This is a genomic window from Geomonas edaphica (genome assembly GCF_004917075.1).
Lineage (GTDB): Bacteria > Desulfobacterota > Desulfuromonadia > Geobacterales > Geobacteraceae > Geomonas > Geomonas edaphica.
Genome location: NZ_SSYB01000001.1, coordinates 95,849 through 119,774, shown reverse-complemented (window position 1 = coordinate 119,774; position 23,926 = coordinate 95,849). Strand labels below are relative to the sequence as shown.

Genomic DNA, 23,926 nt, shown 5'->3' with positions numbered 1-23,926 from the left:
CCGCACCGGACCAAGGAATATGCTATACTGCTAAGGGTGCAGCGTCACAGGGCATTTTTTGCGCCCCACCCTCAAGCCGGGTCTGCACCGATCATGTGTCCCTCTCTACAGGTGTTTTCATGGGAAAACCGCTGCGCGTGCTGATTGTGGAAGACTCCGAGGACGACACCCTGCTCCTTACCTTCGAGCTGCGCCGCGGCAACTACGCACCCATCGCCAAGCGGGTCGAGACCGCGGAGGCGATGCGCCGGGCGCTGGAGGAGGACGAGTGGGACGTGGTGATCTCGGACTACGTCCTCCCGGGCTTCACCGGGCTCGAAGCCCTGCAGGTGCTGCGCGAGTCGGGCCTCGACATCCCCTTCATCATCGTTTCGGGCAAGATCGGCGAGGACACGGCGGTGGGCGCCATGAAGGAGGGGGCCAACGACTACCTGATCAAGGGGCACACCTCACGCCTGATCCCGGCCATCGAACGCGAGATGCACGAGGCAGAGGTGCGGCGCAAAAAACGCGAGGCGGAAGCCGCCCTGGTCCGAAGCGAGCGGCGCTACAAGAGGCTCGTCGCCGCGGTCACCGACTACATCTACACGGTAAGCCTAAGCGACGGCGAGGTGGTGCGAACGACGCACGGCCCGGGATGCCTCTCGGTGACCGGGTACAGCAACGAGGAGTACGTCGACAACCCCTTCCTCTGGTACCAGATGATCCACGAGGAGGACCGCGCTGCGGTAACCGGACTCACCGAGGAGGTGAAGGCCGGCAGGGAGGTCCCCTCGCTGGAACACCGGATCCGCCACAAGGACGGCTCGCTGCGCTGGGTCATCAACACCATCGTGCCGCGTTACAGCGAGCGCGGGGAACTGATCGCCTACGACGGCCTCATCTCGGACATCTCCGAACGAAAACGTGCAGAGGAATCGCTGCAGGTGCAAAGTGCGGCGCTTGAGGCGGCGGCGAACGCCATCGTCATCACCGACAGCCGTGGTATGGTGCTCTCGGTGAACGCCGCCTTCACCAGGATGACCGGCTATACCGAAGCCGAGGCGGTGGGACGGGATCTAAGCTTTCTAAAATCGGACCGTCACGCCCCCGACTTCTATGAAGACCTCTGGAACACCATCATGTCAGGCAGGACCTGGCACGGCGAAATGGTGAACCGGCGTAAAAACGGCGAGCTCTACCCCGAGGAGCAGACCATCACGCCGGTAACCGACGAGACAGGGCGGATCAAGCACTTCATCTGCATCAAACAGGACATCACCGAGCGCAAGCTCGCCGAGCAGGCGCTTTTGCAAAACACGAGCCTTCACAAGGAGATGGAGATCGCACGACAGATCCAGCTCTCGCTGCTTCCCGCCTCCCCTCCCCTTTTAAGCGGCATCGACTGCGCGGGGCGCTGCGTCCCGGCAAGCCACATCGGCGGTGACTACTTCGACATCCTGCCCCACGGCGAACGGCTCGACCTGGTCATCGCCGACGTATCCGGGCACAGCGTGGGAGCCGCGCTCATCATGGTGGAGACGAGAAGCGTACTGCACGCCCAGATGCCGGCCTTGGACGGCCCGGCCCAGGTAGTCGCGGCGCTAAACGAGATCCTCCTCGACGACCTAAGCCGCGCGGAACTCTTCATCACCATGTCCTACCTGAGCTATCAGCGGGGCACCGGCAAACTCCGCTACAGTAACGCCGGGCACCCCCCTCCCCTTCTGTACCGGCCGGCGGAGGAGCGCTTCTTCGAGCTAGACGCCGAGGGGCTCATCCTCGGGGTGCAGCGCCGCGTCGCCTTTCATGAATTGTCGATACAGGTAGAAAAGGGGGACATGCTGCTTTTGTACACCGACGGCATCACCGAGACGGAAAACGGCGACGGCGAGTTCTTCGGCAAAGAGAGGCTGAAAGGGGTGCTGGCCCGCGAGCACAAAAAGACCGCCGCAGGCATCATAGAGGCGATCCTCGATGCCCTGCGCGCCTTCACCGGTAGCGCCACCTTCAACGACGACATCTCCATGCTCGCCCTCAAGTTCCTCCCCTGACCCCTCACCCGATTACTTTTCTTGACGATGCACGCCGCGATGGTGTAAACATACGCCATTCAAAAGATTCAGGGGTGTGCATATGGCGAAAAAGATCTTCGTTGCGGCGACCGGACAAAACTGTGGCAAGACGACCATCAGCATTTCGCTCATGCACCAGGCGAGGAAGAAGTACAAGCGGGTCGGTTTCGTGAAACCTTTCGGCCCGAAAGTGCTCCTCTACGACGATTTCATGGTGGACATGGACGCCCTCTTGATGGCGAAGGCCTTCGGCATGGAAGAGGACATCGCCCTCATGTCCCCGGTCGCCCTGCACCGCGACTTCACTAAGGACTACCTGGCGGGAAAACTGGACGACCTTTCGCTCTCCGACTGCATCCTAGAGGCGGTGAGGGAGCTCGAGAATAAGTACGACTTTCTGATCATCGAAGGGGCGGGACACGGCGGCGTGGGTGCGGTGATCGGGCTTTCCAACGCCAAGGTGGCGAAGCTGATCGACGCGCCGGTGGTGATCGTGAGCGAAAGCGGCATCGGCAAGGTGATCGACGCGGTGCACCTGAACCTCGCCCTTTATGAGCGCGAAGGTGCGGACGTGAGAGGAATCATCGTCAACAAGATGATGCCGAGCAAGAAGGAAGTGACCTGCAAGTACCTGAAACGCGCCTTCGAACCGAAAATCAAGGTGATCGACGGCTTCAACTACTCGCCGATCCTCGCCAACCCTACCCTCAGCCACATCTCCAAACTGTTCGATCTGCCGCTTCAGGGGGATCACCAACAGAAAAGCAGGATCATACACAACATCCAGTTGGGCGCCGCCTCCTCACAGCGGGTGGTGGACGGGCTTTTGGACTCCACGCTGATGATCGTGACGAGCTCGAGGGACGAGCTCATCGTGACGCTCTCCTCGCTTTACCACATCCCGGCGTACAAGGAGAAAATCGCCGGTATCGTACTATCCGGCCACGCCCCGGTTTCCGAGGTCACCCAGCAGATCCTCTTCGACTCGGGTATCCCCTTCATCAGGGTGGAAGAGACCACCGCGGACGTCTTCACCGCCCTTTCCGACGACGTGGCGAAGATCACCTACGAGGACCAAGAAAAGCTCAACTGGATCATGGCCAACGCCGAGAAGGACGTGGACTTCTCCGCAATAGACGCCCTGCTATAAAAAAAGCGGGGACAGGTAAATAGTTACCAGTCCCCGCCCCTCTTACTCTTACCCCTCTTACTTGCCCATCAAAGCTTCGTCCCCGGCGGTTTCGTCGGCACTTCCCGATCCCGTTGACAGTCGATGCAGTACGCCGTAAAAGGCATGAGCTTCAGCCGGTCCAGGCCGATCCGCTCACCGCACCCCTCGCATTTGCCGTAAGTTCCCGACTCGATGCGCCTTTGCGCCTCTTCCAACTGGGTCAGTTGCTGCCGCCTTATGTCGGCTATGGCAAGCCCCGCGTCGGATAGACTGTCGAGCATGCTCTTCTCGCCGGGGTCCTGCGGTATGTCGTACTGCGTGGCGAGATCTTCGCCGGCCTGGGCGAAGATCTCTTCCCTCAACTCAGACCAGAGCCTGCGTTTGTGCTCGGCCAAGAGGTTCCTGAATTCCAGCTCGTCGCCTGCCAGTTTTTCCGGCATCTCGTCCTCCTTTGCACCTGCGTCCATCGGGACGCGATGCACGTGCATGCACAAACGTCGCCTCAGGGAAGGTTCTCGACATCGCACAAGGGGCAAAAGAGTTCGCCGCTCTCCTTGTCCCTCTCCAGTTGCGAGCCGCACAGTGCACAGACCTCGGTCCCCTCTTTGATAACGGAGCGGTCTTTCCCTATGTCCTCTTCCGTGCTCACTCTTCTCATATGGCCTCCTTGGCAAGAGCCGTTTTCAAACCAGCACCAGTATACCCCAAAAAGTCAAACTGGCTGGTGGTCGGCGTCCCTGCAGCACGGACCTGCCTTTTACTAGAGAAAATACATAACAAACACTAATAATATAATAAGAATCTTCGCAACACTGAATGTAAAAAGTGCAACCAGCAATCAATTATAGCAATGAAAGAAAGGAAATGGATCAGGCATGAAACTAGATGGGAAAATGAGAAATTGTTGTGAGGTAATAGCAGGGTGTAACAGAAGAGGAAAATATTTGACAGAAGACATGAAAGACTGCTATAGATGGATCGTTAGTTAAAATTTATAAAACTACACACAAGTAAAGCCCGGACGGCTCAGTCATACCGAGCTTCAGTCACAGCGGCAGCGAAAGCCCTACAGTTCCTAAACAGACATAGAACCAGAGCTAAAAATTCCCTGCAGCACTGCTATTACGCCCCGGATGCCGGCAGCTTCCGGGGCCATTTTTTGCCTTGACCTCAGCAGACGCACCCTATGGGGAAGGACGCGCTGATACACTCGAGAAAGCTCACCACCTCCTGGTCATCTTTGCGCTCGGAATTAATAATCACGCTGCGCCTGCGCAACTGCTCGAAGCCCCGAACCGAATGCTCGATTAGTTGGCCGCTTTCCAGTTCCTTGACGGCAAGGCTACGTGAGACGAATGAGACCCCTCCGCCACTCACTACAGTTTCTAGCGCCAACCGCAGATCGTCCACGATTACGACCCTCTTGAAGTCCTCGACCTTGTGGCCGTGCCGGGAGAGGTTCACGTCGAGCAGCTTCCGCGAGGTGCAGTCAGACTTGCGTGCAATCAGGCAGTGTTGAAAAAGTCGCTCCAGTTCGACCTCCCTCTCCTGCAGCCCAAGCGATGGTGAGCTCACGAAGACCAGCTCATCCCGGGGCAGATCCACGGTATGGAAGCCGCCGACCTCAATCTCATCGCAGTGCTCGATGACGGCCAGGTCGAACTCGTTTTCCTGCAGCTCCTTCATGGTCTGGTCGAGGGAATGGAACATGAAGCGAAGGTCGACGGTGTCCGCCTCGCGCAGCATGAAACGCTCCATGACCTGAGGAAGAAAGGCGACGCCGAAGGTCGGGGTACAGCAGATGGAAAGGCGCAGCTTTTCCCCCTGCTGCTTCAGATCGTTCGCCAACTGAGCCTCAAGGAGCAGGATCTGTTCGGCGCGGTTCACCACAAGCTTCCCGGCATCGGTGAGCAGCAGCACCTTCCCGCCGCGGTCCACCAGTTGCCGTCCGTAGTAGTCCTCGAGAAACTTGATCCTTTGCGACACCGCGGACTGGGTGATGGAAAGATCCGTCGCCGTCTTCGAGAAGCTCCCCACCTGCCCCAATACCACCAGCGTCTTCAGGTACTCAGTTTGCATTCAAAACACCTTATATATAAGAATCAGAATTTAGCAATTCTTATAGCACGATTGCCAGACACAAGGCAAGGGGTCTCCTGTCCACAAGAAACGAAACAGAGCGGACGCAAAAAAGGCCGCATCACGGATGATCCGGCCCTTGGCAGGAAGATGACTCGGGGCGCCGCTCAGACTTCCCGGTACTCGATCTCCTCGCCCAGGTAGTTGGTCACCGTAAGGCGGCTGCCGTCCTCGCTGAAACGGGCGGAGGAGACCTCGACCTTTCCCTTCCCCCCCGGCAAATCGATGACGTAGTGCGGCACGGCGAGCCCGGAGGTGTGCCCGCGCAGGGCGGCCACGACCTTCATGCCGTCGGCCACGCGCGTCCTGAAGTGGGCGGTCCCCTGCACGAGATCCATCTGGTGGATGTAATAGGGGCGCACGCGGATGGCGAGCAGGCGCTGCATCAGCTCGCGCATGACGCGGGGGGCGTCGTTCACCCCCTTGAGGAGGACGGTCTGGTTGCCGAGCTGGATGCCGGCGTCGGCCAGGCGGGCGCATGCCTTCGCCGAGGCTTCGGTCACCTCGCGCGGATGGTTGAAGTGGGTATTCACATAGAGCGGCTGGTAGCGCTTCAGCATGCGCGCAAGCTTCGCGGTGATGCGCTCCGGCAGGGTAACCGGCGCGCGGGTCCCGATCCGGATGATCTCGACGTGGGGGATACGGTGCAGCGCGGCGAGGATCGCCTCCAGGCGCTCGTCGGAGAGAAGCAGGGGGTCGCCACCGGAGAGGATCACGTCGCGGATCTCCGGGTGCGCCGCTATGTAGGCCACCGCCTCGTCTACCGGGGCCGGGCTCATCCCCTGGCACCCGACGCCGCGCTTTCTCATGCAGAAACGGCAGTAGACGGCGCAGGCGGTGGAGACCAGGAACACCACCCGGTCCGGGTAGCGGTGGATGAGCCCCGGGACCGGAGAGAGGCGCTCCTCGTCAAGCGGATCGGGGGACTGGACAAGATCGTGCATTTCTGCCGGGTCCGGGACGCACTGGCGCCAGATCGGGTCCCCCGGCTCGCGGATGAGCCCCAGGTAGTAAGGGGTGATCCGCATCGGGTAGCGGCGCACCACCTCGCCTAGTTCCTCACCCTGCACATGAAAAAGCCCGGCAAGCTCCTCCGGGCTGGTGATGCAGTTTCTAAGGCTCTTCTCCCAGGCTTCCATCAGACCTCGAGGGCTCCGACCAGGGAACGTACCGACGCAATGTCATGCTCGACGAGGTACTCCTCCATCTCGCGGGCGATCCTCTGCGCCGCCGAAGGGTCGAGGAAGCTCGCGGTACCGACCTGGACTGCGGTGGCGCCGGCGAGCATGAACTCGAGGGCGTCCCGGCCGGTCATGATGCCGCCGATGCCGATGATGGGAAGGGAAACCGCCTTCGCCACCTGCCAGACCATCCTGAGCGCAACCGGCTTGATGGCCGGGCCGGAAAGGCCGCCGGTCACATTGGCGAGCACCGGGCGGCGGCGCTCAAGGTCGATCGCCATGCCGGTCAGGGTGTTGATGAGCGAGAGCGCGTCGGCTCCGGCGTCGGCGCAGGCCTTGGCCATCACCACCACGTCGGTCACGTTGGGGGAGAGCTTCACGATGAGCGGCTTCGAGGTGTTCTTCTTCACCAGGGAAACCACCTCCTGCGCGGCACTAGGATCGGTCCCGAAGACGATGCCACCCTGCTTCACGTTGGGGCAGGAGATGTTCACCTCGATGCCGGCGACACCGGCAAGCCCATCCAGGCGGCTCGCCACCTCGCCGTACTCCTCGAGGGTGTTGCCGTAGAGGTTCGCGATCACCGGGGTGTTCACGTTTTTAAGATACGGGAGCTTCTGCTCGATGAAGGCGTCGATGCCGACGTTTTGCAGGCCGATCGCGTTCAGCATGCCGCCGGAGGTCTCCACGATGCGCGGCGTCGGGTTGCCCGCCTTCGGTTTCAGGGAGAGCCCCTTGGTGATCATCGCGCCGATGCTCTCGAGATTCAGGTAATCGGCGAACTCGGCCCCATAGCCGAAGGTGCCGGAAGCGGTCATCACGGGGTTGCGCATCTCGATCCCGGCTATGGCCACGGACATATCAGGTCGTTGCATTGTTAACTCCATTGCAGTTCGAAGCTGTCGAAAACGGGACCGTCCTTGCAGACGCAGCGGTAGTCAGGGGTCTCCTCGGTGTGGTTCGCTCCCTTCATGACGCAGCCAAGGCATGCACCAACGCCGCAGGCCATGTACGCCTCCATGGAAACCTGGCAGGGGACGCCGCTTTTCTGCGCCATCTTCGCCACCGCGTTCAGCATGGGGGTCGGGCCGCAGGCGAAGATGCGCGTCCCGGGGGCGAGGTGAGGTTCGAGGACCTGGGTCACGAAGCCGCGCTCGCCGAGAGTCCCGTCGTCGGTCGCCACATAGGTCTCGACGCCAAGCCGCTCGAATTCCGTTATGCAGAGGATGTCGTCGCGGTTACGCCCCCCTGCGAAGAGGCGCACCTTCTCGCCGCGGTTTTTCAGCTCCTTGGCGAGGTAGTAAAGCGGCGCGAGTCCCACGCCGCCGCCGACCAGCACCTTCTCCTCGCCGGCGGGACCCAAGTCGAACCCCTTGCCGAGCGGGGCGAGAAGGTCCACCAGATCGCCGTGGTGCAGCGCGGAGAGGAGCTTCGTCCCCTTCCCCACCACCTTGTAGAGGATCTCGCAGTAAATCTGTGCACCGCAACCGGCGTACTCCGGAAGGAAGCTGCCGACGTCGAAGAGACCGAAAGGACGCCTCAAAAGCGGGTCGATGGCGTCGTTCACCTTGAGCATGAGAAACTGCCCCGGCGCCGAGGACGCCAACTCCTGCGGAGCGGTCATCTTCATCCGGAAGTAACCGGGCGACAGCTCCACGTTCGAAAGAACCATAGCTTTAAACTGCATCGCACTCCTCTGTTTCACCGATATTCAGATCCATCAAAATGGCGTCGTCGCCATTTTCGTAGTATTTCCGACGCCGTCCGACCTCGCGAAACCCCATCCCCTCGTATAGGGAGATCGCCTCGACGTTCCCGACCCGCACCTCCAGGGCTAAGACGCACACGGCGTGCTCGCGGCAGAAGGAGGCGGCCCAGAGAACTAAGGCACGCCCGATCCCCCTCCCCCTGGCCCTTGAGTCGACGGCGACATCGAGGATCTCCGCCTCGTCCAGGACCTGCTTCAGGCAGAGGTAACCCGCGACCGGCAGGTCGTCCGTTTCGGCCACCACGGGATGGCTCCCGGAGGCGGAAATTTCGTCCTCAAAGTGCTTTCTTGACCAGGGGCGGGGGAAGGAAGCTGTCTCGATTTGAAGGACACTATCAAGGTCATCGCTACGCATGCGACGCAGCGTTATTTTCTCCCCGGGGGCAGGCACAGCCCGGCATGATAAGCAATGCATAAGGCGAAGTAAACAATTTTTTCACTTTGACTTTTAGAGGGATATGAGATAGATTTCTCCTTTATTTTATTGGAGGTTTCACCTTGGAAGAGACGAAAATCACATATAAAGATGCCGGTGTAGACATAGATGCTGGGAACACCTTTGTAAAGATGATCAAGCCGTTGGTCAAAGCCACTTCCCGTCCGGAAGTGCTTGCCGACATCGGCGGATTTGGCGGGCTGTTCTCACTCAATACCGGCAAGTATAAGCACCCTGTGCTTGTCTCGGGCACCGACGGCGTCGGCACCAAGCTGAAAATCGCCTTCCTTGCCGATCGCCATGACACGATCGGCATCGACCTCGTCGCGATGTGCGTGAACGATATCATCGTGCAGGGGGCTGAGCCGCTCTTCTTCCTCGACTACTTGGCCACAGCAAAGCTCCACCCCGAAAAAGGCGCCTCCATCATCAAGGGTGTATCCGAAGGGTGCGTTCAGGCAGGCTGTGCCCTGATCGGCGGCGAGACCGCCGAGATGCCCGGTTTCTACACAGGTGACGAGTACGACATGGCCGGTTTCGCCGTGGGTGTGGTCGAACGCGAGAAGATCATCGACGGCTCTTCCATCACCGTGGGGAACAAGCTTATCGGCCTCGCCTCCTCCGGTCTGCACTCCAACGGCTACTCGCTGGCACGCAAGGTGATCCTCGAGCACATGGGGCTCGGCATCAACGATACCCTTCCGGGGCTCGACAAGACGGTCGCCGATGAACTCCTCACCCCGACCCGCATTTACGTCCGCTCGGTACTGAACCTTTTGCGCGACTTCAACATCTCCGGCCTCGCCCACATCACCGGCGGCGGTCTCCTCGAAAACGTGCCGCGCGTGCTCCCCAACGGCTGCAAGGCGGTGATCAAGAAGGACAGCTGGGAAATCCCGGCCATCTTCCAGACCATCCGCAAGGGCGGCAACATCGAGGAAAACGAGATGTACCGCACCTTCAACTGCGGCATTGGCATGGTGCTCGTCGTGCCGGAGCGTGAAGCGGACGACATCATGATCAGGCTTTCCGGCCTGAACGAAACCGCGTACATGATCGGCGAAGTGGTCAAGTGCGAGCCGGGCAAGGAGTGCGTGGAGCTGGTCTAGGCCGCGCGATAGCCGTATGGGAAAAGAGCTGAAAATAGGGGTGCTGATCTCCGGTAGCGGCAGCAACCTGCAGTCCATCCTCGACGCCTGCGCTTGCGGCAAGATCGCGGGGCGCGTCGTCTGCGTGATCAGCAACAAGGCGGACGCCTTCGGCCTCGAGCGCGCGAAGAAGGCGGGCATCCCGGCACTGCACTTGGACCACCGTACCTACTCGGGGCGCGAGGCGTACGACGAGGCGCTGGTGGCAAGCCTGCGCGAATTCGGCGTGGAGCTCGTCGTGCTCGCCGGCTTCATGCGCATCATCACGCAGGTGCTCTTGGACGCCTTCCCGATGCGGGTGATGAACATCCACCCGGCGCTCTTGCCCGCTTTCCCAGGGCTGCACGCCCAGCGCCAGGCGCTCGACTACGGCGCCAAAGTCGCCGGCTGCACCGTGCACTTCGTCGACTGCGGCTGCGACACCGGCCCCATCATCATCCAGGCCGCCGTTCCCGTCATTGAAGGGGACACCGAGGATACCCTCTCGGCCCGCATCCAGAAAGAAGAGCACCGCATCTACCCCGAGGCGATCAGGCTCTTCAGCGAAGGTGCCCTCAAGGTGGACGGCCGCGTGGTAACGGTCGGAGCCTAGCCAAAATCAACGTCATCAAGACCCCGCCGGACTCCGGCGGGGTCTTTTCGTTTTTCCAGAGCATCCCCGCCCCCGCCTGCGGACCGAAGCCCTACGGTGGGCGAAGGCCCGTAGGGGGAGGGTCAGGGAGGGGGCGCGCAGCAGCTTAACCAGCCCTTCCCCCCTCCCATCCTCCCCCCTCCGGTGGGAGGGGCTTTATTCTCCACTCACCCCCATGAAAGGCTGCCGCCATGACCTTGTTCCGTCACATGCAGTCGATGCCGCTCCCCTTCGCCGCGAAGGCGCTCCTTCCCTTGCTTTTCATCCTCCTCACCGGCTGTTCCATCAACAAGGCGCTCAAGGTGGAGGACCGCACCGTGGTTGAGGTCCCCGCCATGATCAGCGACGTTTCCAGCGCGCGCATCATCTTCGTCGGCGAGGCCCACGATGCCGGGGCGCACCACGAGCTGCAACTGCGGGTCCTCGAGGCGCTCAAGGCGCAGGGAAAGCATCTCGCCATCGGCATGGAGATGTTCGAGCAGACGAGCCAGCCCGCACTTGACGCCTACACAGCCGGAAAGGTCCCCGAGACCGCCTTTAAGAAGGTGTACGCGCTCAGCTGGCGCTACATCCCCTGGGAGATGTACGCCGACATCTTCCACTTCGCCAAGGAAAACCGCATCCCGATCGTGGGGCTGAACGCGCCGCGCGAATTGGTGCAGGCGGTGGCGCGGCGCGGTTTCGGAGACCTGTCCAAGGAAGAGCTGGCCCAGTTGCCCCCGGGGACCAATGCCACGGTGAGCGAGAACTACCTCGGCTTCATGCGCGGCTATTCCCCCTCGCACGGAAAGGATGCCGAGGGATTCCGCAACATAGCCGAGGCGCAGATGCTAAGAAACGTGGTGATGGCGCGGCGCATCGAGAGCTACCTTGCCGCCAATCCGGACCGGGTGATGGTGGTGATCGCAGGGGGAGCGCATGTGAGGGGTGTCGGCGGGATTCCTTCGGAGCTGCGCGGCGGGCTTTCGTACCGGATCATCCTCCCTCCCATGCCCCCTTTGAACCAGGGGAACGTCACCAGGGAGGACGCGGACTACCTTTTGATCGAGCCGTTCTGACCGCTCGAATCAATGCGGGGGGAGAAACTTCAAAGGTGGTCCGCCCGCAACCCGGCCAGCCGCTCGTCCATCTGGTAGAGCCAGGCGAGGAGCTCGGCCACGGACTGGTAGAGCTCGGGCGGGATCTCGGCGTCAAGGTCCACCTGCATCAGCATGGAGACGAGTTCCGGGGACTGGTGCACATAGACCCCGTGCTCGCGCGCGAGCGAAATCATCGCCTCGGCGCTGATGCCGGCCCCCTTGGCGATGACTCTGGGCGCGCCAGCCTCGTCAGGGTTGTACACCATGGCGACGGCGCGCTTCATGTCGGAAGGTTTCCTAGCCATCCTTAGCCGCCAGCTTGTTCAGGTGTAGCCCCTTCGCCGCGAAAGAGGAGCGGAGCTCGCCGCTGTTCTCCCTCAGCACGTCGGCCATCCCCGGGTTTGCGCAGGTGAGCTCCACCGCGACCCCGTCCGGGGTGAAGCGAAGCCTCGCCTCCACACCTCCCAGGCGCGGCAACTCAAGCGACAGATTCGCCTCGACCCCCTGCTCCCACTGCTCGGGGTCCCCCTCACCAATGGTCAGTTTCATCTGCTGACCGGGCCACGCCTCACCCTGCCATGCAAGGATGCCGGTGTTCAGGAGGTGCAGTTGTTCCTTGATGAGCGGCAGGGTCCTGCTGTCCGCTATGGCCCCATCCCCTTCTCCCGTGTCATCCCCTTCCGAAAGCATCGGGGAAAGCTTCCCCTGCGGCTCCTTCAAAAGCTCCTTCACCGACAGCCCGCCCACGGCCCACTGGGCGAGGTGCGACTCGTAGAAGAGACCGTTTTGCGTAAGACCCGCCTTCAGTTTGCCGGCAAGCTCGGTCGCCGCGTGTTCCGGGTGCTCGACGAGAGGCTCCTGCGGGGGTGGAAGCGCCGGTGCGTCTCTCACCACATCAGAGAGCCATTTACCAAACGAGCTCAGCTGCACCGTCTCGGAACTCGGACGCTGCATCTGAAAGGTGATGCGGGGATCGGCGGTGACGAAGGTCATCTCCAGGGTCTCGCCCGGCTGCACGTTGAGCGGGATCTCAAGTTTGTAAAGCTCCCCCGCCACGCGGGCCATGTAGAGGTTGTTGGGGAGGTTCGCGATGATCTCCGCCTTCACCTGCTGGCCCGGGTTCAGCTGCAGGAGCGCGCTCGCGCGCTGCTGCACGTCGGCGGTCGGGGTGACCGCCGTCTTCGCCAGGATGGTCAGAACCTGTTTTTGTACTTCGTCGTTGATCAGCATGGTGCGTCCCTAAAGGATCACTGCTGCGGCACCGGCGCCTTCTTCGCAAAGAGATGCGCGGCCCTCTCCTTGGCCCGGTCCATGTAGTAGTACACCACCGGCGTGATGTAGAGCGTCAGAAGCTGAGACACCAAGAGCCCCCCGACTACGGCTAACCCCAGGGGTCTTCTCCCCTCCGAACTGGCGCCGATGGCGAGTGCTATGGGAAGCGTCCCCATGAGCGCCGCCATGGTCGTCATCATGATGGGGCGGAAACGGATCAGGCACCCCTGATGGATCGCCTCCAGCGGGCTCTTACCCTCTTTGCGCTGCGCCTCGAGCGCAAAGTCGATCATCATGATGGCGTTTTTCTTCACGATGCCGACCAGCATGATGATCCCGACGAAGGCGTACAGGTCGAGCTCCTTATGGAAGAGCATGAGGGTCAGGAGCGCGCCGAGCCCCGCCGCCGGAAGCCCGGAGAGGATGGTCACCGGGTGTATGTAGCTCTCGTAGAGGATGCCGAGCACCAGGTAGATCACCACCACCGCGGCGACAAGGAGCCAGGTGAGCCCGCTCGTCGAGGACTGGAACGCCTGCGCCGCCCCCTGGAAACCGGTGTTGATCGCCGGGGGGAGCGACTCGCGCGCCGTCTTCTCGACCGCGGCCACCGCGTCGCCCAACGGGACGCCGGGCTTCACGTTGAAGGAGACCGTGACGCTAGTGATCTGCCCCAGGTGGTTCACCGACAGCGGCCCGAGCGACTTTGAGAGCGAGGCCATCGTGGAGAGCGGCACCAGCGCCCCGGTCGAGGACCTCACGTACAGGAGCCCCAGGGCCGACGGATCGAGACGGTACTGCGGCTCCAGTTCCAGGATCACCTGGTACTGGTTCGTCGGCGCGTAGATGGTGGACACCTGCCGCGAGCCGTAAGCGTAGTAGAGGGCGTCCTCGACCTGCTGCTGGGTGACCCCGAGCGCGGTCGCCTTGTCCCGGTCTATCTTCACGTCGACCTGCGGGTTTTTCAGCTGCAAATCGCTCGTCACGTCGATTAGCTGCGGCACCTGTTTGAGCTTCTGCTCGAAGACCGCCGCATTCTCGTAGAGAACCTGTGTGTCCGGACTCTGCAGGATGAACTGGTACTGGCTCTTGGAGAGCTGCGCCTCCAGCCGGATCGGGGGCGGGTTCTGCATGAAGGCGAGAATCCCCGGCACCTCGGCAAGTTTTGGGCGCAACTGCTGGATCACCTTGTCCACCGGGTCCTTCCTCTCACTTCTCGGCTTCAGCGTGACAAACATGAAGCCGGAATTGGAGCCGACCCGTGAACCGGAAGCGCCGACCGTCGACATGAACCCCTTGATGTTCGGGTTCGCCGCGATCCTTTTGGCGAGTTCCTGCTGGTGCGTGACCATCTCCTCGAAGGAGGCCCCCTGCGCCCCCTCCGTGGTTACGTAGAAGGAATCCAGGTCCTCGCTGGGGAGAAGCCCCATGGGCATCTTCCAGAACAGGTAGCCGGTGAGAAACATCATGATCACGGTGAGGGCCAGGGTGGTGCGGCGCAGCCCCAGCACCTTCGTGAGGCTTTTGCTGTAGGCGGCGTGCATGGCATCGAAGCAGCGCTCGAGGAAAAGGTACATGCGGCCGTGGCGCTCCTCGGCGGGAGGGCGCAGGAAACGGCTGCAGAGCATGGGGGTCAGGGTGAGCGAGACCACGCCGGAGATCAGGATGGCGCAGGTGATGGTGACGGCGAACTCGTGCAGGAGCCGCCCTAACATCCCCCCCATGAAGAGCACCGGAATGAAGACGGCAACAAGGGAGATGGTCATGGAGACGATGGTGAAGCCTATCTCCCTCGCCCCCTTGAAGGCCGCTTCCATCGGGCGCTCCCCAAGCTCCATGTGGCGCACGATGTTCTCCAGCATGACGATGGCGTCGTCCACCACGAAGCCGACCGAGAGGGTCAGCGCCATCAGGGTGATGTTGTTCACCGAGAAACCCAGGAGGTACATGGCGGCGAAGGTCCCGACGAGTGAAATCGGGAGTGCGAGGCTCGGGATCACCGTGGCGGAGAGGTTTCTCAGGAAAAGGAAGATCACCATGATCACCAGGGCGATGGTGAGCACCAGGGTGAATTTAACGTCCGCCACCGAGTGCCGGATCGCCTGGGAACGGTCGTAGAGTTCGTAGAGGGTGACCGAACCGGGAAGCTGTGCGCGAAAGCCCGGGATAAGCTTCTTGATGGCGTCCACCACCTCGATGGTGTTGGTGCCGGGCTGGCGCTGCACGGCTAAGATAATGGCCCGCTCGCTCCCGTTGAACCACCCCGCGATTTTGTCGTTTTCCACCGAGTCGACCACGGTGCCGACATCGGAGAGACGCACCGGGGCGCCGCCGCGGTAGGCGACGATCAGGGGGCGGTAAGCGGCGGCGTCCAGGAGTTCCCCCTGGGACTGGATGGCGAAGGAGCGGTCGGCGTCCTGCAGCGTCCCGGTGGGGAGGTTCACGTTACCCTTGGCGAGTGCGTTGGAAACCTCGTCGATGCCGATCTTTCTGGCGGCGAGCGCCGTCGGGTTAACCCGCGCGCGCACCGCGTACTTCTGCGCGCCGTACACCTGCACCTGCGCCACGCCGGAGACCATGGAGATGCGCTGGCCTATCATGGTGTCGGCGTACTCGTGCACCTGGGAGAGCGGCAGCGTTTTCGAGGAGAGCACAAGGTAGAGCACCGGCTGGTCCGCCGGGTTCACCTTCTGGAAGGACGGCGGGGCGGGCATGTCCTGCGGGAGCTGCCGCGCCGCCTTGGTGATGGCCGACTGGACGTCCTGCGCCGCGGCGTCGATGTCGCGCTCCAGGGCGAAACGAAGGGTGATCCTGGTGACCCCCTGGCCGCTCGTGGAGTTCATGCTGTCGATCCCGGCGATGGTGGAGAGCTGGCGCTCAAGCGGCGTCGCCACGGCGCTCGCCATGGTTTCCGGGCTCGCACCGGGAAGGTTTGCTGTGATCTGGATGGTCGGATAATCGACGGAGGGTAGGTCGTTCACCGGCAGGAGCCGGTACCCCATCACGCCCGCAAGCACGATGGCGAGCATGACCAGACTGGTCATCACCGGTCGTTTGATGAAGAGTTCCGCAAGGTTCATGCGGGGGTTCCCCCCTTGACCGCAACCTTACCCCCGGGAACGAGTTTCAACTGCCCATCGGTCACCACGGTGTCCCCCGGGGCGAGCCCCTTCTCGATCACGGTGACGCCGTCCTGCGCAGGGCCGACGGTGACCGGACGCACCTCGACAGTGGCATCGGGCTTCACCAGGAAGACGAAGTCACCCTGCTGCCCAGTCTGCAGCGCACGGGTCGGCACGACGACCGCCCCTTTCCTCACGTCGAGGCGAAGCGCCACGTTCACGAACTGACCGGGCCAGAGTTTGCGCTCCCGGTTGGAGAAGGTCCCCTTCACCTTGATGGTCCCGGTGGCGGGGTCGACGCCGTTGTCGAGAAAACTCACCGTCCCCTGCTCGGCGACCGCACTTCCCGGCACGGACGCCGTGACCGGGAGTTTGCCCCCCACCCTACCCTTGATGGCGGCGAGATCCTTTTCCGGCAGCGAGAAGGTGACGTAGAGCGGCGTGATCTGGTTGATGGTGACGAGCGCGGTGTCGTTTTCCTTCACCAGGTTGCCGGCATGGGTGGTGAGCCCGCCGGTGCGCCCGGAAAGGGGCGAGCGGATGTAGCAGTAATCGAGCTGGAGCTTCGCGCTCTCCACCGCTGCGGAAAGGGAGGCGACCGAGGCGGCGAGCGCATCGGCGTTTGCCTGCAACTGGTCGTACTGCTCGCGGGTGACGATCCCCTCTTGCCAGAGCCCCGCGTAGCGGCGTGCCTGCTCCTTCGCGTTCTGGGCGTTCGCCCGGTCGCGGGCGAGGTTCGCCTTCGCCTGGGTGAGCGACGCCTGGAAGGGGCGTGGATCTATGGTGAAGAGGAGCGCACCTTTTGGTACGTCGTCCCCCTCCTTGAAATGGACCGCGGTGATGATGCCGGCGACGCGGGACTTAAGCGCCACCGTGGAGTAGGCCTCGACGTTGCCGATGGCGCGCAGCTCCACGGGAACGTCCCTGACCGCGGCCCGGGCCACGGTTACCGGTGCCGGGTTATTCTGCTTCGCTTTTTCCTTTTCCTTGGCACACCCCGCGTTTAAAAAGCCCATAACAAGCAAAGACAAGAAGAAAGCCGAGAAACGATGGATAAAGGACGTGGTAAACACTCTGATTCTCTCCTTTTATGCCGCTGTGGCAGCACGATTCATAGCACAATCCGTCCCCAAATAGTAGCCAAGAAACCGGACTCCATATTCTTTCCTTTTTTCATAAAAATATGCGGTGCTGCTAAATATATCGGGAGGGGCGGCCGATAAGGATGTGAAGGAACATCAGAGACTAGATGCATGACGCGAGGTCCCGGCCGGATGAAACATCCCCTGCGCATCCTGATCGTAGACGATTCTGCCGAAGACGCACTGCTCATCGTGCGCGAGCTGCAGAGGGAGTTCGTTCCGGACTACGAGCGTGTGGAGACCCCCGAAGGGATGGAAGCGGCACTGGATCGCGGCGGCTGGGACGCCGTCATCTCCGACTACGTCATGCCGAGGTTCTCGGGACTCGCCGCCTTAAAGCTCATCCACGACCGGAGCATCGATCTCCCCTTCATCATGGTTTCAGGCCAGATGGGCGAGGACGCCGCCGTCGAGGCGATGCGCGCAGGGGCGCACGACTACCTGCTCAAGGACCGGCTGTCCCGCCTGATCCCCGCCATCAAGCGCGAAATGCGCGAAGCTGTGGAAAGGCGCGAAAGGCGCATGGCCGAGGAGGCACTTTCCGCCACCGAGGCGCGCTTCCAAAGCCTCGTGGAACAGTCGCTGGTCGGCATCTTCATGCTCCAGGACGACATCATCATCTACGTAAACCCGAAGTTCGGCGGCGTCTTCGGCTACCGCCCCGATGAGTTGATCGAGAAGAAAAACCTGCTCGAACTGGTGCACGCCGACGACCAGATCGGGGTGATGACGCGCTTTCTCTGTCCTTTGAAGGAAGGGAGCGAACCGCTGCACACCTTCTTCCGCGGCAAACACCGCAGCGGCGTCACCATCGATCTCGAGGTGAACGGAACGAGAACCGTGATAAACGGTGCGGACGCGGTGATCGGCACCCTGCTCGACATCACGGAACGCAGGCGTACCGAAGCCGAGCTCAGCAAACTGTGGCAGGCCGTGGAGCAGAGCCCGGTATCGGTGGTGATCACCGACCTGCGCGGTCTGATCGAGTACGTCAACCCGAAGTTCATCGAGGTGAGCGGCTACTCCGAGGCGGAGCTGATAGGCGAGCGACCGAGCATCATCAAGTCGGGCAACATGGAGGACGCCTTCTACCGCGACCTCTGGGACACGATCTGCGCCGGCAAGGAGTGGCACGGCGAGCTGCATAACCGGAAGAAGAACGGCGAACTCTACTGGGAGAGCTGCTCCATCTCGGCCGTCAAGAACCCCGAGGGGGCGATCACCCATTTCGTCGCCCTCAAAGAGGACATAACCGAGCGGAAATTCGCCATCGAACAGCTGCGCCAGGTGCAGAAGATGGAGGCGGTCGGCCAGTTGGCCGGGGGCATCGCACACGACTTCAACAACCTGCTCACCGTCATCAACGGCTACAGCACGCTCCTGATCCGGGCTATGGAGGAGAACTCCCCCATGCGCAAGGAAGCGGAACAGATCCTCAGGGCCGGTGAACGCGCCGCGGACCTCACCAGACAGCTGCTCGGCTTCAGCCGGCGCCAGATCATGGAGCCGCGGGTACTGGACATCAACAAGCAGGTGAAGTCGGTGCAGAAGATGCTCGAGCGGCTGATCGGCGAGAATATACGTCTCGCCACGAACCTCGCCCCCGACGCGGGTCTTATCAAGATGGACCCGGGGCAGCTTGAGCAGATCGTGATGAACCTCATCGTGAACGCGCGCGACGCCTCGGACACCGGCGGGGTAATCACGGTGGAGACGGCCAACAGCGAACTGGACGATGCCTTCACCGGCACGCATCCGGGATCGCAGGCCGGAAGCTACGTGAGACTGAGCGTTACCGACCGCGGCCAGGGGATGACCGAGGAGGTCAAGCAGCGACTCTTCGAGCCGTTTTTCACCACCAAGGAAATGGGCCGGGGCACCGGCTTGGGACTTGCCACCGTGTACGGCATCGTCAAGCAGTGCGGCGGCTACATCCAGGTGACCAGCGAGCCGGGACAGGGGGCGCGCTTCGACATCTACCTGCCGCGTACCTTTGACAGCACCAAGGCGCAGTCTAGGCAGCAGCTTGACGAGGCTATCGACACCAATTACACGATCCTCGTGGTCGAAGACGAGCCCGGGGTACTGAATTTGGTGGTGCACACGCTCAGGATGCGTGGCTTCAAGGTGTTGGAGAGCACCGATCCGGAACAGGGAATCGCCTTGTTCGACAAACACGAAGGTGATATAGACATGCTTTTGACCGACGTGGTGATGCCGTTTATGAGCGGCCCCACGCTCGCTGATATACTTCTAGGCAAAAAGCACGACCTCAAGGTACTCTTTATGTCTGGACACATGGAGAACCGGGCCGGCTTTGAGAAAACACTGGAAAAAGGGATGCAGTTCCTGCCCAAGCCCTTTGCAGGCGATGCCCTCATCAGAAAGGTGCGGGATACGCTACAGGGAACCGTGACGCAAGAAGCGCCAAGGGCGATTCTAGGAGGTAGCAATTGAAAGGGAACATACTGATAGCCGATGACGAGGATATGATCAGAGAACTGATCAACATCACTCTGTCGAAGGAAGGATTCACCTGCTTCCAGGCGGCAAGCGCGGAAGAAGGTATGGAGATAATCAACAACCAGCAGCTCGACCTCGCCCTGCTCGACATCATGATGCCCGGGCGTTCCGGGATCGACCTTCTGAAGGACATAAAGCAGGTTACCCCCGACACCACAGTCCTCATGATCACCGCCATGAACGACATGGATACCGCCCTCTCCTGCATCCACAACGGGGCCGAGGACTACATCACCAAACCCTTCAACCTGGACCGGGTGCTCCTCACCGTCAAGAACACGCTGGAGAAGCGCCGCCTGATCATGGAGAACAAGGAGTACCAGGCGCACCTCGAGTTGAAGGTACGCGAGCAGACCGAGGTGATCAGGACCGTGATGGGCGAAATCAACCTCGCTTACGAGCACACCCTCGCGGCGCTGATCCGGGCGCTGGACGCACGTGAGAAGGAGGTGGGTTCCCACTCGGAAAGGGTGATGGCCTACACCTGCCTTTTGGCCGAGAAGGCGGGGATCGCGGAAGAAGAACGCATCATCATGGGCAAGGGGGCGCTTCTGCACGACATCGGCAAGATCGGCGTCTCCGACAACATCCTTCTGAAACCGGCGAAGCTGGACGACGAGGAGTGGAAGGTGATGCGCCAGCACCCGAAGATCGGCTACGACATCCTGGCCGGGATCAAGTACTTCACCGGTGCAGCGGAACTCGTTTTGTACCATCATGAGCGCTACGACGGCGCGGGGTATCCGCACCGTAGCGCCGGAGACCAGATACCGATCAGCGCCCGTATCTTCGCCCTCGTGGACACCCTGGACGCGATGACCTCGGACCGTCCGTACCGCAAAGCGCTCTCCTTCCAGGCGGTGCTCGACGAAGTGATCCGCTGCTCGGGTCAGCAGTTCGATCCCAAGCTGGTCGACGTCTTCCTCTCCATCCCCAAGGAGGATTGGGAAAAGGCCGCAGGCAAGAAACTGTAGGGTCCACTCCTCCCCCCGGAGGGGGGAGGTCGGGTGGGGGGAGCAAGACGCTACGCGCCCCCTCCCTGTCCCTCCCCCTCCAGGGGAGGGGACGTCTAAGAACTCCTTTGAAATAAGAAGAGCCGGCGGACCATTGGTCCCCGGCTCTTTTTCATTCCCCGTTGCGATCTACGTCAGCGGCCTTACGCCTCCGCAACCATCCCTATCCGATACTTTTCCAGGCGGTCGCGCAGCGTGTTGCGGCTGATCCCCAAAAGCTTGGCGGCGAACACCTGGTTGTTGTTGCTCTTCTCCATCGCCATGTGGATGAGCGCCTTCTCGAGCCCCATGTTGACGCTCTCGTAGATGGCACCCTTGTTCTTCTGGCAGATGCCGTCGAAAACCGGCTCCAGCATGCTCCAGAACACCTCGTAGTAGTCGTCGCCCGCAGCCTCGAGGTCGACCTCCTTGAAGCCCGCCTTGGCGGTGAGGAAGGATTCGAAGTCCCCCGGGACGAGGATGTCGCCGCGGCAGAAGACCACTGCCGAGTTGATGACGTTCTTCAGCTCCCTGATGTTCCCCTCGAACTGGTGGTTGGTAAGGAGCGCCATGGTCTCCGGTGCCACCCCCTTCACGTTCTTGCCATACTTCTTGGAGAACTTTTTGACGAAGAGGTCGACCAGCAGCGGTATGTCCTCGGCCCGATCCTTCAGGGGCGGGAGGAAGAAGTTAACCACGCGCAAGCGGTAGAAGAGGTCCATCCTGAAGGACTTCTCCTTCACGCAGTTCAAGAGGCTGCGGTTGGTGGCGGCGATGACGCGGACGTCGACCTTGATGGTCTCGTTCCCCCCCACCCTCTCGAACTCCTGGTTCTCTAGGACGCGGAGGAATTTTCCCTGGTTCGTGGGGCTCATCTCGCCGATCTCGTCGAGGAAGATGGTGCCGCCGTTGCACTGTTCGAACTTGCCGATACGGCGGGAGTGGGCGTCGGTGAAGGCCCCCTTCTCGTGGCCGAAGAGCTCGGACTCTAGCAGCGCCTCGGGGAGCGCCGCGCAGTTCACCGCCAGGAAGGGGCGGTTCTTGCGACGGGAGTTGTTGTAGATGGCGCGGGCAAGGAGCTCCTTGCCGGTGCCGGATTCCCCCTGGATGAGGACGGTGGCATCCGAATCGGCCACGGTTCCGACCATCTTCCAGATCTCGATCATCTCCGGGGACGAGCCGATCATCAGGTCCTCGGTGAGATCCTCCTCCACCTGGGCGCGCTCCTTGGTGTAGCGCACCTTGCGGCTCAGGAGGTTGCACTCCAGGGCCTTTTTCACCGCCCCCTTCAGCTTGTTCATGTCGAAAGGTTTGGTGACGTAATCGAAGGCGCCGTGCTTCATCGCCTCGATGGCGTTCTGGGTCGTCTTGTAGCCGGTGGCCATGATCACCGCGAGGCCGGGATCGATCTTCTTCGCCTCCTTGAGCACCTCGATACCCGATTTCTGCGGGAGGCTTATGTCCATGATGGCCACGTTGGGACGATCGGCTATGATGCGCTTCAAGGCCCCTTCGCTGTCGCTTTCCAGCAGGAGTTCGTACTCCTCGCCGGCGAAGATGGTCTTAAGCATGAGCAGGATGTCGTGATCGTCATCCAGGATAAGCAGTTTTGCGGTCATGGCCAATCTCCCGATGGCTATTAAAATCGCCGTGCCCCGGGACCGGGGCGGGCGTAGCAGGAACAAGTCGGATGTTGCGCCGGTTGATAGTAAAAGAACCGCCCTTTTTTGGAGAAGCGGTTCTCTTGGTTGCATCTAAAGATCGAAGCTGTTACTGCTCGTCGTCTTCGTAATCATCGTCACCGAATGCATCAAGATCGTCGGCATCCTCCTCGCCTTCCTCGTCATACTCATCGGCCAGGTACTGCGGGCGGTCGTCTTCCTCCTTGATCGCCTCGAAGCGCGCCAGTATTGCGGGGTTGGTGCAGAAACGCCCGTCCTTGCAGGTGCAGGTGTCGAGGTCGCACAGATCGAAAAGCTGAATTTCGCTGCACAACCGTTTGGTACCAGTATCCATTCCTTACCTCTGAAAATTACTCGTTAATACAGTTATCGCCATGCTATGCGGCAACTTTAGAAAAAATCGCCGACGGACGGGCAATAGTACAACAAATTGCTAGGCGTTGACAAATGCCGCGTCGCCGGACGCCGCTTTCCCCTCTTCGAGGAAGTCGGTGGCGACCTTGACGTCCTTCTTGCAGCCGATGTAGATCGGCGCCCTCTGATCCAGGGACTCGGGCACGATGTCGAGGATCGGAATATGGCCGTTGCTGGCGGAGCCGCCGGCGTGCTCGATGATGAAGGCCATCGGGTTCAGTTCGAACAGCACGCGCAGCTTGCCGTTGGGCGACCCCTTGAGGGCGGGGTACATGAAGAGCCCCTTCCCTTTCATCAGCACCTGGTTGATGTCGGGAACGAACCCGCCGGAGTAGCGCAGCTTGCACCCTTTCGCCTCAAGGTGACGGATGAATTTCTCGTCGCCGTCGTTGTACTTGTTCCTGAGACCGCCCGGCGCGTAGATGTTCCCTTCTTCCTGCATGGTGATGTTCTCGCGGGTGAGCGTGAACTCCATCAGGTTGTTCATGGTGAACTCGTGCACCCCGTCGCCCACGGTGTAGACGAGAGATACGCGCGGACCGTACAGGATGTACATCGCGGCCACCTGGTTGCGGCCCGGCTGCAGCAGATCGCAACCGGCGTAGATGCCGACGATGGTGCCGACGGCAAGGTTCACGTCGACAAGCGAAGAGCCGTCGAGGGGATCGTAGGCAACCGAGTAGAGCCCGTCGGCTGAGGCCTGCGCCTGGTAGATCTCGTCCATCTCTTCGGAGGCGATGTTGCAGACCACGCCGGAGTGGACGAGACGTTTCCTCATGATGCGGTCGGAGAGGACGTCGAGGGCGAGTTGCTCTTCGCCGTAGAGGTTAGAGGTACCTGCGACGCCGAGGTCGCCGGTGCGCACGGCATTGATGACGTACTTGCTCGCCTCCGCGATCTCACAGATCAGGTGAACCAGGTTGTCACTGATGTTCTGGGCGCGCAGATGGCGGCGCAGATCTATCTGGAATTTCGAAGTTCCCGGTGCAGCTGGCATAGCTCCCTCCAAGATTAAATTAAAATTATTTTACGACCCGGTAGATTAAGTCAAAAAGAGTCACAAAGCAAGGAAAAAAAGGGGTGAAACGGTTAACCTGAAGAGGAAGTTGGTAAACAAAATTGACCACATAGTGAGAGCAATAGGTTATGAGATCTCCATAAAAAAAGCGCCTGCA

The 23,926-nt window shown here is 61.1% G+C and carries 21 protein-coding genes; 7 read left to right on the top strand and 14 right to left on the bottom strand.

Annotated features, from left to right (window positions below; all coding sequences use genetic code 11):
• The first annotated feature begins 119 nt into the window (after positions 1 to 119).
• Entirely contained in the window at positions 120 to 2,033 is a 1,914-nt protein-coding gene (locus E8K79_RS00495) for a SpoIIE family protein phosphatase (RefSeq protein ID WP_136512985.1), read from the top strand.
• A gap of 82 nt (positions 2,034 to 2,115) precedes the next feature.
• A complete protein-coding gene (locus E8K79_RS00490; RefSeq protein WP_136512984.1) occupies positions 2,116 to 3,204 on the top strand; it encodes an AAA family ATPase in 1,089 nt (362 codons plus the stop codon).
• A 68-nt stretch (positions 3,205 to 3,272) separates the two neighbouring features.
• Here the strand turns inward: E8K79_RS00490 and E8K79_RS00485 are convergent, their stop codons facing one another.
• The 7 genes from E8K79_RS00485 to rimI all read right to left on the bottom strand — a co-directional run bounded on the left by E8K79_RS00485 (position 3,273) and on the right by rimI (position 8,668).
• Positions 3,273 to 3,665, bottom strand: a complete 393-nt coding sequence (locus E8K79_RS00485; RefSeq protein ID WP_136512983.1) for a TraR/DksA family transcriptional regulator — start codon at positions 3,663 to 3,665, stop codon at positions 3,273 to 3,275.
• A 62-nt stretch (positions 3,666 to 3,727) separates the two neighbouring features.
• Positions 3,728 to 3,883, bottom strand: a complete 156-nt coding sequence (locus E8K79_RS21190) for a hypothetical protein (protein ID WP_198419514.1) — start codon at positions 3,881 to 3,883, stop codon at positions 3,728 to 3,730.
• A 512-nt stretch (positions 3,884 to 4,395) separates the two neighbouring features.
• A complete protein-coding gene (locus tag E8K79_RS00480) occupies positions 4,396 to 5,304 on the bottom strand; it encodes a LysR family transcriptional regulator (protein ID WP_136512982.1) in 909 nt (302 codons plus the stop codon).
• 167 nt (positions 5,305 to 5,471) lie between these two features.
• Entirely contained in the window at positions 5,472 to 6,503 is a 1,032-nt protein-coding gene (locus E8K79_RS00475) for a KamA family radical SAM protein (protein WP_136512981.1), read from the bottom strand.
• Complete coding sequence (locus tag E8K79_RS00470; RefSeq protein ID WP_136512980.1) at positions 6,503 to 7,420, bottom strand: dihydroorotate dehydrogenase; 918 nt, start codon at positions 7,418 to 7,420, stop codon at positions 6,503 to 6,505. Before E8K79_RS00470 ends, E8K79_RS00475 begins: the two co-directional genes overlap by 1 nt.
• A 2-nt stretch (positions 7,421 to 7,422) precedes the next feature.
• On the bottom strand, positions 7,423 to 8,232 hold the full coding sequence (locus E8K79_RS00465; protein WP_136512979.1) for a dihydroorotate dehydrogenase electron transfer subunit: 810 nt from the start codon (positions 8,230 to 8,232) through the stop codon (positions 7,423 to 7,425).
• Complete coding sequence (rimI, locus tag E8K79_RS00460; RefSeq protein ID WP_162604570.1) at positions 8,222 to 8,668, bottom strand: ribosomal protein S18-alanine N-acetyltransferase; 447 nt, start codon at positions 8,666 to 8,668, stop codon at positions 8,222 to 8,224. Before rimI ends, E8K79_RS00465 begins: the two co-directional genes overlap by 11 nt.
• A gap of 143 nt (positions 8,669 to 8,811) precedes the next feature.
• On the opposite strand from rimI, the gene purM reads away from it, so the two are divergent.
• From purM to E8K79_RS00445, 3 genes are all read left to right on the top strand, one after another.
• On the top strand, positions 8,812 to 9,858 hold the full coding sequence (gene purM / locus E8K79_RS00455) for a phosphoribosylformylglycinamidine cyclo-ligase (protein ID WP_136512978.1): 1,047 nt from the start codon (positions 8,812 to 8,814) through the stop codon (positions 9,856 to 9,858).
• A gap of 16 nt (positions 9,859 to 9,874) precedes the next feature.
• A complete protein-coding gene (gene purN / locus E8K79_RS00450; protein WP_136512977.1) occupies positions 9,875 to 10,489 on the top strand; it encodes a phosphoribosylglycinamide formyltransferase in 615 nt (204 codons plus the stop codon).
• Positions 10,490 to 10,719: 230 nt separating this feature from the next.
• Complete coding sequence (locus E8K79_RS00445; RefSeq protein WP_136512976.1) at positions 10,720 to 11,586, top strand: ChaN family lipoprotein; 867 nt, start codon at positions 10,720 to 10,722, stop codon at positions 11,584 to 11,586.
• A gap of 29 nt (positions 11,587 to 11,615) precedes the next feature.
• On the opposite strand, the gene E8K79_RS00440 is transcribed toward E8K79_RS00445, so the two are convergent.
• From E8K79_RS00440 to E8K79_RS00425, 4 genes are read right to left on the bottom strand one after another with little or no spacing between them, the layout of a single operon-like run.
• Positions 11,616 to 11,912: an EscU/YscU/HrcU family type III secretion system export apparatus switch protein gene (locus E8K79_RS00440; RefSeq protein WP_136512975.1), complete on the bottom strand. Its 297-nt coding sequence runs from the start codon at positions 11,910 to 11,912 to the stop codon at positions 11,616 to 11,618.
• Positions 11,905 to 12,837 (bottom strand): flagellar hook-length control protein FliK, encoded by a 933-nt coding sequence (fliK, locus tag E8K79_RS00435; protein WP_136512974.1) that lies wholly within the window; start codon positions 12,835 to 12,837, stop codon positions 11,905 to 11,907. Before fliK ends, E8K79_RS00440 begins: the two co-directional genes overlap by 8 nt.
• Positions 12,838 to 12,854: 17 nt before the next feature.
• Positions 12,855 to 15,956, bottom strand: coding sequence for an efflux RND transporter permease subunit (locus E8K79_RS00430; RefSeq protein ID WP_136512973.1), 3,102 nt, complete (start codon positions 15,954 to 15,956; stop codon positions 12,855 to 12,857).
• Complete coding sequence (locus tag E8K79_RS00425) at positions 15,953 to 17,029, bottom strand: efflux RND transporter periplasmic adaptor subunit (RefSeq protein ID WP_246043643.1); 1,077 nt, start codon at positions 17,027 to 17,029, stop codon at positions 15,953 to 15,955. The genes E8K79_RS00430 and E8K79_RS00425 overlap by 4 nt, the downstream gene beginning before the upstream one ends.
• A 243-nt stretch (positions 17,030 to 17,272) precedes the next feature.
• Here E8K79_RS00425 and E8K79_RS00420 point away from each other — a divergent pair, with 243 nt between their 5' ends.
• Positions 17,273 to 19,597 (top strand): PAS domain S-box protein, encoded by a 2,325-nt coding sequence (locus E8K79_RS00420; RefSeq protein WP_136512972.1) that lies wholly within the window; start codon positions 17,273 to 17,275, stop codon positions 19,595 to 19,597.
• The gene (locus tag E8K79_RS00415) at positions 19,594 to 20,637 is read left to right on the top strand and encodes a response regulator (protein ID WP_136512971.1); all 1,044 of its coding nucleotides are present in this window, start codon (positions 19,594 to 19,596) and stop codon (positions 20,635 to 20,637) included. Before E8K79_RS00420 ends, E8K79_RS00415 begins: the two co-directional genes overlap by 4 nt.
• Positions 20,638 to 20,819: 182 nt before the next feature.
• On the opposite strand, the gene E8K79_RS00410 is transcribed toward E8K79_RS00415, so the two are convergent.
• From E8K79_RS00410 to E8K79_RS00400, 3 genes are all read right to left on the bottom strand, one after another.
• Positions 20,820 to 22,274: a sigma-54-dependent transcriptional regulator gene (locus tag E8K79_RS00410; protein WP_135870259.1), complete on the bottom strand. Its 1,455-nt coding sequence runs from the start codon at positions 22,272 to 22,274 to the stop codon at positions 20,820 to 20,822.
• A gap of 151 nt (positions 22,275 to 22,425) precedes the next feature.
• The gene (locus E8K79_RS00405) at positions 22,426 to 22,671 is read right to left on the bottom strand and encodes a hypothetical protein (protein WP_129125798.1); all 246 of its coding nucleotides are present in this window, start codon (positions 22,669 to 22,671) and stop codon (positions 22,426 to 22,428) included.
• Between the two features lie 99 nt (positions 22,672 to 22,770).
• The gene (locus tag E8K79_RS00400) at positions 22,771 to 23,748 is read right to left on the bottom strand and encodes a class 1 fructose-bisphosphatase (RefSeq protein WP_135870260.1); all 978 of its coding nucleotides are present in this window, start codon (positions 23,746 to 23,748) and stop codon (positions 22,771 to 22,773) included.
• Between the last annotated feature and the right edge of the window lie 178 nt (positions 23,749 to 23,926).